The organism is Achromobacter ruhlandii, assembly GCF_902859695.1.
Classification (GTDB): Bacteria; Pseudomonadota; Gammaproteobacteria; order Burkholderiales; family Burkholderiaceae_B; genus Achromobacter; species Achromobacter ruhlandii.
Map to the genome: position 1 here is coordinate 1 of NZ_CADIJL010000062.1, position 16,017 is coordinate 16,017.

A 16,017-nucleotide genomic window follows, 5' to 3' on the forward strand; every position below is an offset into this window, starting at 1 on the left:
CTCGGCCACGTCCGAAGCGCTGGCCGCCAGCTGGTTGGCCTGGCGCGCGTTGTCGGCGTTCTGCTTGACCGTCGAGGCCAGTTCTTCCATCGACGCGGCGGTCTCTTCCAGAGAGGCCGCCTGCTGCTCGGTGCGGCTGGACAGGTCGGTGTTGCCCGCCGAGATTTCGCGCGCGCCCACGTTGATCTCGTCCACGCCACGGCGCACCGTGGCCACCGTGCGCGTCAGGCTTTCCTGCATGCGCTTGACGGCGGAGAACATCTGGCCGATTTCATTGGTGCTGCGCACCTCGATACGTCCGGTGAAGTCGCCGCTCGCGATTTTCTCGAAATGATCGCCCGCCTCGTGCAGCGGACGCAGGACCGTACGGTTGATGAAGATCCAACAGCCAATCGCGAGCACCGCCGCAATCACCAGCAGCGCGATCGTGACGCTGCGCGAAATGTTGTGGTCAACCTGGGCCTGCGCCGCCAGTTCATCCGTACGCTTGTCGATGAAGCCCAGGTAATCGTCCACCGCCCCGCGGAACTTGGTGTTGGCGTTCGTGGCGGCGTCATTGAGGTTGAGGTAGTCCTGGATCGCCAGGTTGGCGAGCGCCTTGGCCTGCCCCTTGATAACCGAATCGTATTCCTTGAGCGCGGCATCCACTGCCTGGCCCAGTGCCTCGGTTCCCTCCAGCTTGGGCGCCTTGCGGATTTCCTCCATCATCTTGAAGGCTTCTTGCATCAAGGCTTCGGAGCGCTTGGCCTGTTCGGTCGCCTGCTCGGTCTTGCCCTGCTGCATATCCATCAGCGATGTGGAAAGCAACAGGCGCGCGCGCAGGAATATGTTGTAGGCGCGGTTGAGGGGAACTCCCTGGTCGGTATAGGCGGCGTTGATCTGATCGAGTTTCGTGTTACTGGAATTCAGTCCCATCCAAGCCACGCCGTTCGACACGAACATGGCACCCGTGAAGAGCAATAGCACCAGGATGATGCAGGTGCGAACTTTCAAATTGACAAGCATGAAATATCCGAGCGTTATTGAAACGACAAAATGCCTACCCTGTACGCACACACGGACGCTCCGGCTTGCCACCGGAAGCGTCCGTAAGGGCGCAACATGCCGCGTCCGTCCTGGGCGCGGTCTATGGACTCACCGCATTACTTGCGGCTGAAAAGACTGGATCCTTGAATCGTCATGAACGCCGCCGACGCGGCCTGCAGGGCCACCTGTCGCAACGCCAACTGGCTGGCGCCCGAGTAGTAGTCCAGGTCTTCGAGATCCGACAACGACTTGGAATAACCCAGGCCCTTCTGGGTACCGGTGGCGTCCAGGGCTTCAAGTTCGTTCATGCGGGCGCCCACCGAGGCGGCGACCGTCTGCACGTTGTCGTAGTTGGTCGACAACTTCTTGTTGGCCGTCGCCAACTCGTTGTTCAGCTTGGCCAACGCCACCGGATCGCCGGCGATCGGCGAGTCGAGCGTCTTGATGAGGCTGTCCAGCGTATTGAAAATGTCGACGTTGGCGGACTGCACGCTTTCGACGTCGATCACGTCACCGTTCTGCGGCGTGCCCTTGACGACCACCGACACCCCGCCGAAATCAATCGCGGCATCGGGCGTGTAGACGGTGGGCGCGGCCGGCGGAGCCGGGTTGATGACCGGCGGCACCGGCGGGTTGGCATTGGGGTCCGTCGTGATGACGCGATACCCCATGTTGCCCGTGGCCGGGTCGGATTCGAATTGCAGCTTGAAGTTCTTGCCGATGTTGGGGCTGCCCGGCGTCACCGAGACCGTGCTGAACTGGGCCGTGCCGGTGTTGGCGGCGGCGGCGGTGCTGACATAGGCCTGCGACCCCGGGTTGGCGCGGTTGAAGATGTCGCTGCCGATGTCGCTGGAGGACATCTGGCGCGACTGATCGACCTGCACCGTGCGCTCGCCGGTGGCGCCGCTATAGACGATCTTGCCGTTGGTGTCCTGGGCATAGGGCACAACGCCGCCCTGGTAGCCGGAGAACAGATATTGGCCGTTGCCGTCGGTGCTGTTCGCCAGGCCCAGCAGCGCGTCCCGGGCGTTCTTCAGCGCGGTCGACAAGGCCTGGCGGTCGCTGTCGGCGAAAGTGCCGTTACCGGCCTGCACCACGCGGGTACGCACGTCGGCCAGCGCCGTGGTGATGGAATCCAGGACGTTGTTTTCCTGGCCCAGGTTGGTCTTGGCGGTGTTGCGATTGAGCTGGTACGTCGCGTTCATGCTCTGCGTCTGCGCGACGTTGATCGACAACGAGGCGGACAGCGGATCATCCGCCGGCGTCAGGAACTTCTTGCCGCTGCCCACCTGTTCCACCAGGCGGTTCATGTCGGATTCCTGAGAAAGAACGCCCTTCAGGCCGTTCGAATACATCATCGAGGTGCTCAGGCGCATGGGGAAGCTCCAAATAGGTCTTGATAGGTCACGATGTCAACGATCCGGATCAGCCGCGCAGGCCCAGCAGCGTATCGAACAGCGTGCTGGCGACGTCGATGATGCGGGCGCTGGCCTGGTACTGCTCCTGGTAGAGCGACAGGCTCACGTATTCTTCGTTCAGGTTCACGCCCGACACCGATTGCTGGGCCGCGGTCTTCTGGGCCAGCAGATTCTTCTGGGCCGTATTAGCCGAACTGATCTGCGCGGTCTGCACGCCGACGGTGTTGACCACCTGGCCGAACATCTCGGTGATGCTCATGGTGCCGTGGCCCAGCACCTTGCGGGTCTGCAGTTGCGCCAGCGCCAACGCGTTCTTGCCGTTGGCGTCGCCGCCGGCGGCATCCGCCGCGGCAACCTTTTCCGGGTCGGTGATCAGCACGTTGATGTCGCGCGCGGCGTCGCGCGTGGGCGACAGCGACCACTTGTCGCCGGCCTGCGGCGGCGAGTCGATCGTCAGCGACACGCCCATTTCATCGGTCAGGTCCAGCGTGGCGGTGGGCGGCGTGCCGGTGGCCGGGCCGTTGTACACCTGGGTGCCTTCCGGCAGGCGCGTCACGCGGTAATTGGCGCCGTCGAAACTGATTTCGTAGTCCTTGGCGTTGATGTTGTTCACGTTCGTGAACGTACCGCTGAGCTGGGCGCCGCTCTTGTTGTTGGCGTTGGGCACGCCCTGCGGGCTGCCGATGCTGAAGAAATCGGTGCCGGGGTTGCCGGCGGAGTCCAGGCCCTGGCGGTGCTGCTCGTTGAACGTCATGGCCAGGCCGACGGCCATCTGGCCCAACTGCGCCTGCATGAAGTCCAGCGAGCTGGCGCGGAACTGCAGCAGGCCGCCCAGCTTGCCGCCGCTGACTTCGGCGTCGTTCAGTTCGACCGCCACGGTCTTGCCGCCGGAACCGGCCGGCAGGGTGTACGCGATGACGGTGCGGCTGACATCCTTGGCGGACGCCACGGCCTGCAACGGGTAGACGGTATCGCCGGACAGCAGCGCCTGACCGCCGGAGGCCAGCGAGATGTTGAGCTTGTCGCCCTGCTCGTAGGTGGTGATGCCGATCAGCTGATTCAGTTCGGAAACGGCCTGGTCGCGCTGGTCCAGCAGGTCGTTGGGCGGATTGCCGGCGCCCTTGCCGCGGGCGATGGAGATCTGGCTGTTCAGGTCATTGATGCGGGTCAGGTAGCTGTTGACCTGCTCGACGGTGGTGGAGATCTGCGTGTTCAGGCCCAGGCGCTGGTTCTGCATTTCCTGGTAGGCCGAGCGGATCTGGGTGGTCAGGCTGTTGGCCTTGCCCAGCAGGTCCTGGCGCGCGGCGGGATCCGCCGGCTTGCTGGCCACGGTGTTCATGCTGGTGAAGAAATTGGTCAGGCCCGGGGCGATGCCCACGGTGCGGTCGGCGAACAGGTTGTTGATCTGCGACACCTGGTCGAACTGGGTCTGCAACTGGGCGCTGCTACCCTGGGCGCCGACCAGCTGCTTGTACAGGAAGCTGTCGTAGCTGCGCACCACGGTGTCGACCTGCACGCCGCGGCCGATGAAGCCGTTGCTGGTGGCCTGGGCGCCCGCGGTCGAGATCATGACGCGCTGGCGGTTGTAACCCACCGTGGTGGCGTTGTTGATGTTGTGGCCGGTGGTGGCCAATCCCGCCTGGGACGCGTTCAACCCGCCCAACGCCAATTTGTACAGATTCATGCTGACAGTGCCCCGTATGTAACCGCGACTGATATTTCTGGATACCCGATTAACGGCAGCGGGTAGTCCAAATTTAGAGTCCTTCCAACATCTGGCGTGAAATATCCACCTTGGCGGCCGCCCCTCGCAGCTGGCTCATGACGCCGATCAGTTTTTGCGCATATTGCGGATCGGTGGCGTAGCCGGCGCTCTGGATGCGGCGGGCCGCCTCGATTTCGTTGCGCGCCTGGGTCACGCTTTCGTAGCGCGGGCTGTTGCCGATCAGGCGGGCATAGTCGGCGAACGATTCCTCGTACGACGAATAGGCCCGGAAGGGCTGCGTCACCTTTTTTGCGACGCCGTCTTCGTATTCGGTGGTCAGCACATTCACGACCTTGCCCTTCCAGCTCGGTCCCGCCTTGATGCCGAACAGGTTGTAGCTGGTGCGGCCGTCCTCGTGCTTGATCTCGCGCTGGCCCCAGCCGGACTCCAGGGCCGCCTGGCCCATGATCAGCCGGGCCGGCACGCCGCTCTGCTGCGAGGCCAGCGTGGCCGCGCGCGACATCTTCGACACGAAGTTGATGACGTGCTCGGGCGCGCCTTCGGCCGCGGCCAGGGCGCGGTCGCTCGCGCGATTGTTGCGCATCACGTCCATCAGCGCCGATACCTGGCGCGAGCCCCCCGTCTGGAAATCCAGGTCGGTGCCCTGCCCCAGGCGCTGCACGGCTTCGGCCGGCAGGTCGCCCGGCTTACCCTGCTGCATCTGCGCCAGGATCGATTGCGACAGGCCGATGCCTGGCGTGGCCAGGTGCAGCGCCAATTGCTCGTCGGCCATGGATTGCAGCATCTGGGTCTGCTGCGAGTCGAACAGGCCTTCCTTGGGCGTGGCTTCGCGCATGCGCTTGAGCATCATCTGCAGGAACAGGGCCTCGAACTGCTTGGCCACCTGTTTCTGCTGCTCGGTGCCGGGGTTGGCCGGGTCCTTGGTGACGTCGCGCTTCAGGTCCGACAGGCGCCCCATGTCGAAGACGGAATCCTGGCGGCTGCCCAGACGCGCGGAGGGATTGGTGTAGGCCATCGCGGTCAGATGATCTCAAGTTCGGCGCGCAGGGCGCCGGCGCTCTTCATGGCCTGCAGGATCGCCAGCAGGTCCTGGGGCGTCGCGCCCAGGGCGTTCAGGCCCTTGACCACGTCGGCCAGGTTGGCGCTGGTGGTCACACGCTGCAGCGCGCCGTTGTCCTGGCGCACTTCGATCTGTGTATTGGGCACCACCACCGTCTGCCCTTCCGTGAAGGGCGTATCCGGCTGCGATACCTGGTTCTGGCGATTGATGATGACCGACAGGTTGCCGTGCGCCACGGCGGCCTCTTCGATCATGACCGTGCGGTTCATGACCACCGAGCCGGTGCGGGCGTTGATGATGACCTTGGCCACGGTGGGCGCGCGCGTCACCTGCAGGTCCTCGACCTGCGACAGGAAGCGCGCCTGCGCCGACTGCTCCATCGGGCTGCGCACCTGCACCACGCGGCCGTCCAGCGCGGTCGCGGTGCCCTGCCCGAACTTGCGGTTCAGCGCCGCCACCACGTTCTGGGCGGTGCCGAAGTCGGTGTTGTTCATTTCCAGATAGATGTAGCCGTCGCGCGCGAAGGTGGTGGGCACGCCGCGCTCGACGATGGCGCCGCCGCTGATGCGGCCGCCGTTGAGCTGGTTGATCTGCACGCTGGAACCGCCCGCCGAGGCGCCCGCGCCGCCGACCAGGATGTTGCCCTGGGCGATCGCGTAGACCTGGCTGTCGGCGCCCTTGAGCGGCGTCATCAGCAGCGTGCCGCCGCGCAGGCTCTTGGCGTTGCCCATGGAGGACACCACCACGTCCAGCGTCTGGCCGGGCCGCGCGAAGGCCGGCAGCGTCGTCGTCACCATGACCGCCGCCACGTTCTTGAGCTGCATGTTGCTGCCGGCCGGCACGGTGATGCCCAGCTGCGACAGCATGTTGGTCAGGCTCTGCTGCGTGAAAGGCGTCTGGCGCACCTGGTCGCCGCTGCCGTCCAGGCCCACCACCAGGCCGTAGCCGATCAGCTGGTTGCCGCGCACCCCCTGGATGGATGCCAGGTCCTTGAGCCGCTCGGCGTGCGCCGCCGAGGCGCCGGCCAGCAGCCCGGCCGCGACACAGACGCGCGCCAGCAGGGACAGCAAGGCGGAAATCGGAGTGGGTTGTTTCATGGTCAGAACGGCGAAGCGATCAGGAAGAAGCGTTGCAGCCAGCCCATGGTCTGGACTTCGTCCATGACGCCCTTGCTGCGGTACTCGATGCGGGCATCGGCCACCTGGGTCGACGACACGGTGTTCGTCCCGGTGATGGAACGCGGGTCGACCACGCCGGAGAAGCGCACGTATTCGCTGCCGCGGTTGATGGCGATCTGTTTCTCGCCGGCCACCTGCAGGTTGCCGTTGGACATCACCCCCACCACCGTGGTGGTGATGGTGCCGGTGAAGGCGTTGTTGGCGGTGCTGTCGCCCTTGCCCTGCGCCACGTTGCCACCCTTGGCGTCCGTGTTCAGGTTGGCATTGGCCCAGCTGTCCATGAAGGACGGCGCGGCGGCGATGCCCAGGCTGGCGTTGCCGCTGCGGTTGGTGTTGGTGGCGACATTCTTGGAGGCGTTCGTCTTTTCGTTCAGGACGATGGTGACGATATCGCCGACGTTGCGCGGCCGACGATCCTCGAACAGCGGGTAGTTGCCGTAAGTCGTGGGCTGGTAGATCGAACCGGTGGGCTGCGCCGCCGGCATCGGCGGCGGCGGCGGGGCCGCCGTCGTCGGCCCGGTCACGATGGGTTCGGGCGGAATCATGGCGCAACCGGCCACCAGCAACGCCAGGGCCGCGCTCGAAACCAGACGCAGGACAGACGACATAGGCATCACAGTTGGGTCAGGCGGGCCAGCATTTCGTCCGAGGTCTTGACGGCTTTGCTGTTCATTTCGTAGGCGCGCTGGGTCGTGATCATGTTGACCAGTTCCTCGGCCACGTTCACGTTGGAGGTTTCGACGTAGTTCTGCATGAACGTGCCGGCGCCGTCCACGCCCGGCTGCAGCAGGTTGGCCGGGCCCGAGGCGTCGGTTTCCAGGTACAGGTTCTCGCCCACGCTCTGCAGGCCGGTGGGGTTGATGAAGGTGGCGACCTGCAACTGGCCGATCTGCACATTGACGCCGGCCGCGCCGGGCTGCGTCACCGAAACGATGCCGTCCTTGCCGATGGAGATCGACAGGGCGTTGTCGGGCACGTTCATGGGCGGCTGGATCACGTAGCCGCTGACCGTGGTCAGCTGGCCGTTCTGGTCGCGCTGCAGCGCGCCGTCGCGGGTGTAGGCCTGGGTGCCGTCGGGCAGCTCGACCTGCAGGAAGCCGCGGCCGTTGATCGCCACGTCCAGTTCGCCGCCGGTGTTGTTCAGGCCGCCGGTGGTGTGGATGCGCTCGGTGGCGGCCACGCGGGCGCCGGTGCCGAGCTGCAGGCCCGACGGCAGCTGCGTGGCGTCGCCGACCTGGGCGCCGGGCTGGCGCAGCGTCTGGTACATCAGGTCCTGGAACACGGCGCGGCCGCGCTTGAAACCGTTGGTCGAGACGTTGGCCAAGTTATTGGAAATCACGTCCATCGAGGTCTGTTGACCTTCCAGGCCCGTCTTGGCAATCCACAGCGAACGCATCATGATGAAGTACTCCTGGTGCGGCGGCCCGGCCGCGCGCGAAAATTATTTGGTTCGGATCGGCTGACCGGATCAGGAAACCGAGAGAATGCCGTTGGCGCGTTCGGCGTTGCGGTCCGCCTGCTGCACCACCTGCATCTGCTGTTCGAAGCGGCGGGCGTTTTCGATCATGCCCACCATCGCCGCCATGGGATTGGTATTGCTGCCTTCCAGCACGCCCGACAGCACCCGCAGGCTGGGATCCGCCGGCACCGGCGGCGCGGGCTGGCCGTTGACCGGCGCCAGGCGGAAGACGCCGTCGTCGCCGTGCACCAGCTGCGCCTCCGGCGGGTTGACCAGCTTGATGCGACCCAGGTTGAGGATGTTGTTGGGCGCATCGCCGGCGCCGATGGCGGTGATGGTGCCGTCCGAGGTGATGGTCAGCGCGGCCTGGTCGGGCACGTCGATGATGCCGTTCTGGTCGGACATCACCGGCTGGCCCAGCGAGGTCTGCAGCAGGCCGTTCACGCCCACCTGCAGGCTGCCGGCGCGGGTGTAGGCCTCGCCCTGCGGGGTCTGCACCGCGATCCAGCCGTTGGAACTGGCCAGGGCCACGTCCAGGTCGCGGCCGGTGGTCTGCATGTTGCCCATCTCGAAGTTGTTGCGGGGCGTCGACGCCACCGTCGAGACACGCGTCGGCAGGCTCACGCCGTCGGTCACCGGAACCGACCGGTACAGCGCGATCTGCTCGCGAAAGCCCGGCGTGTTCACGTTCGCCATGTTGTTCGAGAGCGCGGCCTGGTGCTCAGTGATCCGCGCCGCGCCATTCATGGCGGTGTAGATGATTCGATCCATTGCCTATTCCGTCGGTGTCGTCGCGTGCCCGCCAACCATTACTTCAGGTTCATCAGGACTTGCATGATCTCGTCCTGGGTCTTGATGGTCTGCGAGTTGGCCTGGTACGTGCGCTGGGCGATGATCATGTTGACCAGCTCCTTGCTCATGTCGACGTTCGAGGCTTCGGTCGCCTGGCCGACCACCCTGGACAAGCCGTTGCTGCCCGGCTGGCCGAGGATCGGCTGGCCCGACGAGGAGGTTTCCTTCCAGGCGTTGTTGCCCACCGGCTGCAGGCCCTGCAGGTTGGCGAAATCGGCCAGCACGATGGTGCCGACGATCGAGGTTTCGCCGTTGGTGTATTGGGCCACCAGGTTGCCGTCGGCGCTGATATTGATGCCGCTGAACTCGCCCGAGGTGTAGCCGTCTGGCTGGCTCTTGAGCGCATAGGCGCTGCCGTACTGCGTGGTGCCGGTGTAGTTGACGGCGATGGCCAGGGGATCGGCCGGAGTGGTGTTGCCGCCCGGCGTGGCGAACGACAGGTTGACCGTGGTGGCGCTGGTCATCGCGCCGGCCTTGTTGAACGTGAACTGCGTCGGGTTGCCCCACACGCCGCCCGCTTCGGTGGTCGGCGCCATGGCCTGGCCGTCGATGGTGTAGTAGACGTCGTAGACGCTGTTGCCAGCGGCGTCGGCGGCGCGCTTGACGAAGTACTGCATCACCTGGTGCGAGTTGCCCAGCGAGTCGTACACCGTCATGGGCGAGGCGTTGGTGTAGCTGGTGGTGACCTTGGGATCGAACGGCTTGCCGACTTCGGTCACCGCGGCGGTGAAGTCGACGAAACCGGGAATCACGTTGAGGTTGCCCGCGGTGACCTGACCCGTGCCGTCGATGGTCACGGTGTCGGGCGCGGTGCCGTAGGTGCCGGCCGGCGGATTGCCCGGGGCCCAGGTGATCGCGCCGCCAGCGGCCTTGGTGAAGGTATAGGCAACGCCGCCGAGGGTCACGGAGCCGGGCACCGCCGGCGAGGTCACCGTGTCGACCTGGTAAATGACCTTGGCGTTGGCGTCCAGGTTGGCGACGGTGGTGGCCGTGGTGGTGGCCTTGGGCGCGACGTTGGCGGTGGGCAGTTGCAGTTCGACCGGATTGGCGCCGATGCCGCCGGCGGGATAGCCCGTCAGGCGGTAGCCTTGCGCGTTGACGATGAAGTTGTTCTTGTCGACCAGGAACTCGCCATTGCGGCTGTACATGACCGCGCCGCTCTGGTCGGTGACGCGGAACATGCCCTTGGCGCCATCGATGGCGATATCGTATTCGCCGCCGCCGCCGGTGACCGTGCCCACCGTGAAGCGCTGGGTGATGCCCGCCACCTTGGTGCCCAGGCCGACGCGCGAGCTGGCGTAGACGTCAGCGAACGAGGCGGTCGACGACTTGAAGCCGACGGTGCCCGAGTTGGCGATGTTGTTGCCGATGACGTCCAGGTTCTGCGCCGCGGCGTTCAAGCCGCTCAATCCTTGTCCGAAGCCCATGTTTTCTCTCGCTAATCTCTAAATTTGGAAACCGCCGCCGTGGCGTCGGCAGATCATCAAACCGGCCCGCTTCAGCCGATAACCTTGCGCACATCCAGCATGCTGGTCTGGCCATCCAGGCCCATATCCAGGCGCAGGCCGTTGGTGGAGTAGGCCACGCTCTTGACCTTGCCGTACTTCAGCACTTCGGCGGCCACCTTCTTGTCGTCGCCATCCGTGGCCAGGACCGACACGGTGTACGCGCCCGCGTCCAGCGCCACGCCGGCGTCGTTCTTGCCGTCCCAGTCCAGCGTGTACACGCCGGCCTTCTGCTCGCCCAGCTCGATGGTGCGCACGACCGCGCCGTTGCTGTCGGAAATGCGCACCTGCACCTTGACCGCATCCTTCTGCAGATCCAGGCCGTAGGGCGTGACCACGCGCTCGGCGGGATTCTCGGCGTTCACGCCGACCTTGACGCTCGCGCCAGGAACCAGCACGCCCTTGCCGATCATCGCCACCGCGTTCATCGACTGCGACACGTCGATCTGGCCGCTGATGGCCAGCATGGTGTTCTTCAGGTTCGTGATGCCTTCCACCGTGGAAATCTGCGCCAGCTGCGAGGTCAGCTCGGCGTTCTGCATCGGGTTCAGCGGATCCTGGTTCTTGAGCTGCGTCACCAGCAGCTTCAGGAACTGGTCCTGCAGGCCCTGCGCGGTGCTCGAGCCGTTGGCGCCGACTTGCGCCAGGCCCAGGCCGGTCTTGCTTGTGGATTGATCAACGGTGGTCATGGGTTCACTTCTTCAAAAACTTCCGCGCGGGCGGCGCGGCGCGCGGAATCAGGAGGATCAGGATTGGCCGATGGTGAGGGTTTTCTGCATCAGGCTCTTGGCGGTGTTCAGCACCTCGACGTTGGCCTGGTACGAACGCGACGCCGCGATCATGTTGACGGTCTCGGCGATGGGATCGACGTTGGGCATGCTGACGTAGCCCTGCGCGTCGGCCATCGGATGCTTGGGGTCGTAGACCTGCTTGAGGGGGGACTGGTCCACCACCACGCCGGCCACGCGCACGCCGCCGATCTCGCGGCCCTGGACCTGGCCGGCCGGCGGGTTGACCTGGAACACCACCTGGCGAGCCCGGTAGGGCTGGCCATCGGGGCCGACCACGCTGTCGGCGTTGGCCATGTTGCTGGCCGCCACGTTCATGCGCTGCGACTGCGCGCTCAGCGCCGAACCGGCGATATCGAAAATGCTCAACAAGGACATTGCCTGCGGTTCCCTATGAAAATCAATCCTGGATGGCGGCCATCATGCTGCGGATACGGCCCGTCAGCAGCTGCATCGTGCTCTGGTAGTGCAAGGTGTTGTCGGCGAACTGCACGCGCTCGATGTCCATGTCGACCGTGTTGCCGTCCAGGCTGGGCTGGTATGGCAGGCGGTACAGCATCTGCGTCGGGCCTTCGGACACGGCCTTGGCCGGGATGTGGCGCGCCGAGGTCAGGGTCAGCGAGGTATCTGGCAGGCGCTTGGAGCCTTCCATCGCGTTCTGCATCGCCGCCTTGAAATCGAAATCGCGCGCCTTGTAGTTGGGCGTGTCGGCGTTGGCGATGTTGGAAGACAGCACTTCCTGGCGCTGCGCGCGCAACGACAGGGACTGCTGGAAGAAGCGGAAATCTTCATTAAGCCGGTCTAACATCGGATCGCCTTCAATACGGATGAAACCCGGGACGGCGAACACACCGCTATCCCATTGGATGACGGCATCATAGGGGTCGGCGGCACAACACAATCAACCAAATAACCCATCATTTCTCATCCAATTCACGTATTGCCAAGCAACGCGGGCTTCTACAATTCAGACATCATGAAGTTTCCCGCAAACGTCCGCGCGCGCGCCGCCTGTCTGGCCGCCCTGCTCCTGGCCCCCGCCATCGCGGCCAGGGCCCAGGACGCCCCGGTCCAGGCGCCCGAGGCGATCGTCATCGCCGCGCAGACCTATCTGCTGGAACAACTGGCCGCCCTGCCCGGCCAACCCTCGGTGGCGATCGATCCGCCCAGGGTCGAGCGGCTGGCCCCCTGCGATGCCATGTCCCCATTTATGCCGTCGGGCATGAAGCTGCGTTCGCGCATGACGGTCGGCGTACGCTGCAATGCGCCCAAGGCCTGGACCACCTATGTGCAGGCCACCGTCAGCGTCCCGGGCCACTACTACGTCGCGTCCCGCATGATCGCCGCCGGCCAGGCTCTCACCCCGGCCGACCTGGCGCCGCGCGACGGCGACCTGGTGGCCCTGCCGCCCGGCGTCATCACCCGCCCCGAGACCGTGATCGGCATGACGGCCGCCTACCGCATCAACGCCGGCCAGCCGGTCAAGGGGGCGGCCCTGCGTAACGCCCAATCGGTGGTGCGAGGCTCGAATGTGCGCATCAATGCGCGCGGCAATGGTTTCGTGGTCAGCAGCGAGGGCCAGGCCCTGGACAACGCCGCGCCCGGCGCCACCGTGCAGGTGCGCACCGCCAGCGGCCAGGTCGTCAGCGGCGTGGTGCGCAATGCCGGCCTGGTCGAAATACAACTTTAGGCAATGTTACATATCGCGTTGCGGCATTCGGCCGCCTACCCTAAAGTTCCTTCCGGCCCTGTCGTTACAGAGGCATAAGTAGGCGGACCCGTCGCAAACCGACCCAGGACGCCTTGCGGAGAAAACCTTGAAAATCAATTCGACCACCAACCGGCCCATCTCGCCCGACGCCCTCAGCCCCCGCGCCGACTCCGCGGTCGCCCAGGCCTATGGCGCCGGCAGCAGCAGCGGCGCCAGCAGCTCGCAAGTCGCGCTGAGCTCGGCCTCGCGCAAGATGCTCGCGCTGCAGGACGGCTCGAACGACATCAATGTCGAGCGTGTCGCCGCCATTCGCGCCGCCATCGCCTCGGGTCAGCTCAAGATCGATACCAGTCGCATCGCCGACGGCCTGATCGCCAGCGCCCGCGACCTGCTGAAGTAAACCGCCGTTTTCCGTACGTCACCCGACCCGTCCGCCTGCCCGAGCATGACCATGAGCCCCGTCGAGTCCCTGCAAGCCTGCCTGAAACAGGAAGATTCCCTGATCGCCGAATTCTCTTCCATCCTCGAGGAAGAAACCAAGGTGCTGGTCGGGCCGGGCAACGTCGACGCGCTGCATGACATCACCGAACGCAAAGGCAGCGTCGCCCGGCAGCTGGTGGACCTGAGCAATACCCGTGACGGCCTGCTGGCCGAGATCGGCCTGCCCGCCGGCCATGCCGGCACCGAACAGGCCGCCGTGTTGCACCCGCAGCTGTCCGGCGTCTGGCAGGCGCTGCTGGCCAAATCGGCCTCCGCCAACGAGATCAATATGCGCAACGGCGCCCTGATCGACGTGCACCTGCGCTATACCCAACAGTCGCTGGACGCCCTGCGCCAGATCGGCGGGCTGGGCGGCACCTCCACCTACGACGCACAGGGCCGTGGCGCCCGCAGCGCGCCGGGCCGCAAGCCCATCGTCGCCGGCTAGCCCGCAACCTTCATCTTCAAAGACAAACAGCCCGCATGAAGCGGGCTGTTTGTCTTGGCCGATACCGGCCGGATGGCCGCCTTGCTAGACGCCGCCGGCCATCTCCAGCATGGCGAACATCTTGAGCAGCGCCACCGGCAACAGGCGCCCGGACAGCTTGCGCTCGGGGCTGACGACGCCAGCCAGCGTCGCGCGCACGCCATCGGCCGCCGAGGCGTGCGCCAGCTGCCAGCAGGCCGAGGCCAGCTGGCCGGCCATGAGCGACTGCCGCGCCAGCGTATGCGAACCATCGACGGCGGGCAGCGCCTGCCAGGCATTGGCCATATAGCGAAAGCCCGCGCGCGCCTCTTCCTGCAACACCAGCCAGCGCGCCACCGTGGCGGCATCCGCCTGGCTGGCCGCCAGGTTGGTCAGGCCGAACAGCTGGCCGGCGACCTCGCCGCTGGCGGTGTCGATCAGGCGGGCGCAGACCAGCCGGAACCGGGCGTCCTCGCCCCGGCCCGGCAAGCCGATCTCGGTGCCCGAGGCCCACAGCGCCAACGGCGCCGGCCGGGTGCCCGGCACGGCGCGCAGGCCGGGCATGTCGCCCGGCTGGCCCACCGGCAGATAGCCGACGCTCTTGCCGACCGCGTTGAGGTTGGTCGGGCAATCGTCCTGGATCACGCGCATGCCGCCCGGGCTGCGCGCCACCCAGGATGCGCCCTGCTCGCCCAGGCTCTGCCACAGGGCCGACGTGCCGGCCTCCAGCATATGCACCAGCGGCAGGCGGGCCAACTGTTCGCCCAGCCAGCGCACCCGCTCCGCCAGCGCCTGCGCGGTATCTGGCTGGGCGGCGGCGGCCGGGGCGAACGACGACAGCATGCCGTGCGGCAGCACCAGTTGCTGCGCCGGCGCCGCGAGCGCCGCGCCACGGTCGCTCATCAGCACGGCGCTGAGCAGCGTGCCGCCCGGCAGGCCTTCGCCCTTCATGCTGGTCTTGCCGTGCATCGCCAGCAAGTGGCGGCCGCAGGCCGTGGAAAATTCGCGCCGGACCATGGCCAGCGGCGCTTCGCCCAGCGCGGACAGACTTGAGCCGGCGCCGTCGCCGACGTACTCGCGCCACGACGCCCGCGCCTGGACGCAGGCGGCATCGCTATCGAGCCAGCCCAGGGTATCGTCCAGGTGCTGCGCCGCCTCGATCGAGCCGGCGCCGCCTTGCGGGCGCAGGATCGCCGAGGCCAACAACTGGCGCCGGCGGGCGGGATCGACGCTGTCGGATTCGCGTGGCGTCGACCATAGCGAGGCCATGTCGGCTTCGCTGGGGGCGTACAGGGCACGGGCGCGCTCGACCATGGCGAACGCGCGGTCGATCAGCGCGTCGGCGCGCGCCAGCTCCAGGTGCTCGGGCACCTTCTGTCCGATCGAAGAATAGTGGATCGGCAGCCGGTGGCGGATCGCCGTGTCCAGCGCCGCACCCAGGCGCGAAGCTTCGTCGAGCTTGGTGATGATGCAGCCGGCGACATCCTCGCCTACGCCGTTGCGGTAGGCGTGGGCGACCTCGTCCAGCGTGTCGCCCTGGCTGGCGGCGTTGAGCACCAGCAAACGGCGCACGGGCTTGCCTGCGTTGCAAAGCATGGCGGCCTGCTCGGCCACCTGGCGGTCGCGCTGGCTGATGCCGGTGGTGTCAATCAGCACGATCTTGCGGTTGCCCAGCTCGGCCAGGATGCGACGCAACTCCCCGGCATCGCGCACCGAGTGCGCCGGCACGCCCATCAGGCGGCCGTAGATCTGCAGCTGTTCAAGCGCGCCGATCCGGAAATTGTCGGTGGTCAGCATGGCCACCTGCTCGCGGCCCTCGCGCGCGACGCAGCGCGCCGCCAGCTTGGCCAGCGTGGTGGTCTTGCCGACCCCGGTCGGGCCGACCAGCGCGTACACGCCGCCGCCCAGGAATTCGTCTTCCGAGCCCAGCACCGGCAGGTGCGTGACCAGTTCATTGCGGGCCCATGCCAGCGCGGCCTCGGCGTTCATGCCCTGCGGCATGCGCTCGACCAGCGTTCGCACCAGCTTGGTGCTGAAGCCCGCATCCAGCAGGCTGCGGAACAGCGCGGCGCCTGCCGGCTCGCGGCCGGGCCCCTGGCGCCCGCCCCACAGCAGGCCGTCCATGCGGCTCTCGAGCGCGCCGCGCAGGGCACTGATCGCATCCTGCAGCCCCGCCGCGGCGTCGCCAGGCAGCGCGGCCGGCGGTACCACCGGACCGTTGCGCAACGGCGCATCCGGCATGCGGGCCATGGCCGGCGCGGCCGGCGGCAGTTCGCGCGCCGGCGGCAAGGCCGGCATCTCCATGCGTACCGGCGCGGCGACCGGCGCGGGCGCCATCATCGGCGCCG

Annotated in this window: 16 protein-coding genes; 3 read left to right on the forward strand and 13 right to left on the reverse strand. The window is 66.5% G+C overall.

Going from position 1 to position 16,017, the window contains the following annotated elements; translation table 11 throughout:
- From HV742_RS31410 to flgB, 12 genes are all read right to left on the reverse strand, one after another.
- Nucleotides 1-1,005 (reverse strand): HAMP domain-containing protein (locus tag HV742_RS31410; protein ID WP_175147238.1); only part of this gene is annotated, 1,005 nt, incomplete at its 3' end.
- A gap of 137 nt (nucleotides 1,006-1,142) precedes the next feature.
- Nucleotides 1,143-2,402 (reverse strand): flagellar hook-associated protein FlgL, encoded by a 1,260-nt coding sequence (flgL, locus tag HV742_RS31415; RefSeq protein ID WP_049074363.1) that lies wholly within the window; start codon nucleotides 2,400-2,402, stop codon nucleotides 1,143-1,145.
- Nucleotides 2,403-2,451: 49 nt separating this feature from the next.
- Complete coding sequence (gene flgK / locus HV742_RS31420; protein ID WP_049074365.1) at nucleotides 2,452-4,128, reverse strand: flagellar hook-associated protein FlgK; 1,677 nt, start codon at nucleotides 4,126-4,128, stop codon at nucleotides 2,452-2,454.
- 73 nt (nucleotides 4,129-4,201) lie between these two features.
- Entirely contained in the window at nucleotides 4,202-5,185 is a 984-nt protein-coding gene (gene flgJ, locus HV742_RS31425; RefSeq protein WP_049074367.1) for a flagellar assembly peptidoglycan hydrolase FlgJ, read from the reverse strand.
- A 5-nt stretch (nucleotides 5,186-5,190) separates the two neighbouring features.
- The gene (locus tag HV742_RS31430; RefSeq protein WP_175147239.1) at nucleotides 5,191-6,327 is read right to left on the reverse strand and encodes a flagellar basal body P-ring protein FlgI; all 1,137 of its coding nucleotides are present in this window, start codon (nucleotides 6,325-6,327) and stop codon (nucleotides 5,191-5,193) included.
- 2 nt (nucleotides 6,328-6,329) lie between these two features.
- Nucleotides 6,330-7,022: a flagellar basal body L-ring protein FlgH gene (locus HV742_RS31435; protein ID WP_049074373.1), complete on the reverse strand. Its 693-nt coding sequence runs from the start codon at nucleotides 7,020-7,022 to the stop codon at nucleotides 6,330-6,332.
- Nucleotides 7,022-7,807, reverse strand: coding sequence for a flagellar basal-body rod protein FlgG (gene flgG, locus HV742_RS31440; protein ID WP_006394443.1), 786 nt, complete (start codon nucleotides 7,805-7,807; stop codon nucleotides 7,022-7,024). The genes HV742_RS31435 and flgG overlap by 1 nt, the downstream gene beginning before the upstream one ends.
- A 69-nt stretch (nucleotides 7,808-7,876) precedes the next feature.
- Complete coding sequence (locus HV742_RS31445) at nucleotides 7,877-8,638, reverse strand: flagellar basal body rod protein FlgF (RefSeq protein ID WP_175147240.1); 762 nt, start codon at nucleotides 8,636-8,638, stop codon at nucleotides 7,877-7,879.
- A gap of 38 nt (nucleotides 8,639-8,676) precedes the next feature.
- Nucleotides 8,677-10,146: a flagellar hook-basal body complex protein gene (locus HV742_RS31450; protein WP_068952937.1), complete on the reverse strand. Its 1,470-nt coding sequence runs from the start codon at nucleotides 10,144-10,146 to the stop codon at nucleotides 8,677-8,679.
- A 71-nt stretch (nucleotides 10,147-10,217) separates the two neighbouring features.
- Nucleotides 10,218-10,913, reverse strand: coding sequence for a flagellar hook capping FlgD N-terminal domain-containing protein (locus tag HV742_RS31455; RefSeq protein ID WP_059270074.1), 696 nt, complete (start codon nucleotides 10,911-10,913; stop codon nucleotides 10,218-10,220).
- 57 nt (nucleotides 10,914-10,970) lie between these two features.
- Nucleotides 10,971-11,390 (reverse strand): flagellar basal body rod protein FlgC, encoded by a 420-nt coding sequence (gene flgC / locus HV742_RS31460; RefSeq protein WP_175147241.1) that lies wholly within the window; start codon nucleotides 11,388-11,390, stop codon nucleotides 10,971-10,973.
- 22 nt (nucleotides 11,391-11,412) lie between these two features.
- Nucleotides 11,413-11,820: a flagellar basal body rod protein FlgB gene (gene flgB, locus HV742_RS31465; protein ID WP_049074382.1), complete on the reverse strand. Its 408-nt coding sequence runs from the start codon at nucleotides 11,818-11,820 to the stop codon at nucleotides 11,413-11,415.
- Between the two features lie 168 nt (nucleotides 11,821-11,988).
- Here flgB and flgA point away from each other — a divergent pair, with 168 nt between their 5' ends.
- The 3 genes from flgA (at nucleotide 11,989) to HV742_RS31480 (ending at nucleotide 13,651) form a co-directional block, all read left to right on the forward strand.
- Nucleotides 11,989-12,702, forward strand: coding sequence for a flagellar basal body P-ring formation chaperone FlgA (gene flgA, locus HV742_RS31470; protein WP_049077896.1), 714 nt, complete (start codon nucleotides 11,989-11,991; stop codon nucleotides 12,700-12,702).
- 127 nt (nucleotides 12,703-12,829) lie between these two features.
- A complete protein-coding gene (gene flgM / locus HV742_RS31475; protein WP_049074384.1) occupies nucleotides 12,830-13,123 on the forward strand; it encodes a flagellar biosynthesis anti-sigma factor FlgM in 294 nt (97 codons plus the stop codon).
- 51 nt (nucleotides 13,124-13,174) lie between these two features.
- Nucleotides 13,175-13,651 (forward strand): flagella synthesis protein FlgN, encoded by a 477-nt coding sequence (locus HV742_RS31480; RefSeq protein WP_049074387.1) that lies wholly within the window; start codon nucleotides 13,175-13,177, stop codon nucleotides 13,649-13,651.
- An 84-nt stretch (nucleotides 13,652-13,735) separates the two neighbouring features.
- Here HV742_RS31480 and flhF read toward each other — a convergent pair.
- Nucleotides 13,736-16,017 (reverse strand): flagellar biosynthesis GTPase FlhF (gene flhF / locus HV742_RS31485; protein WP_175147242.1); only part of this gene is annotated, 2,282 nt, incomplete at its 5' end.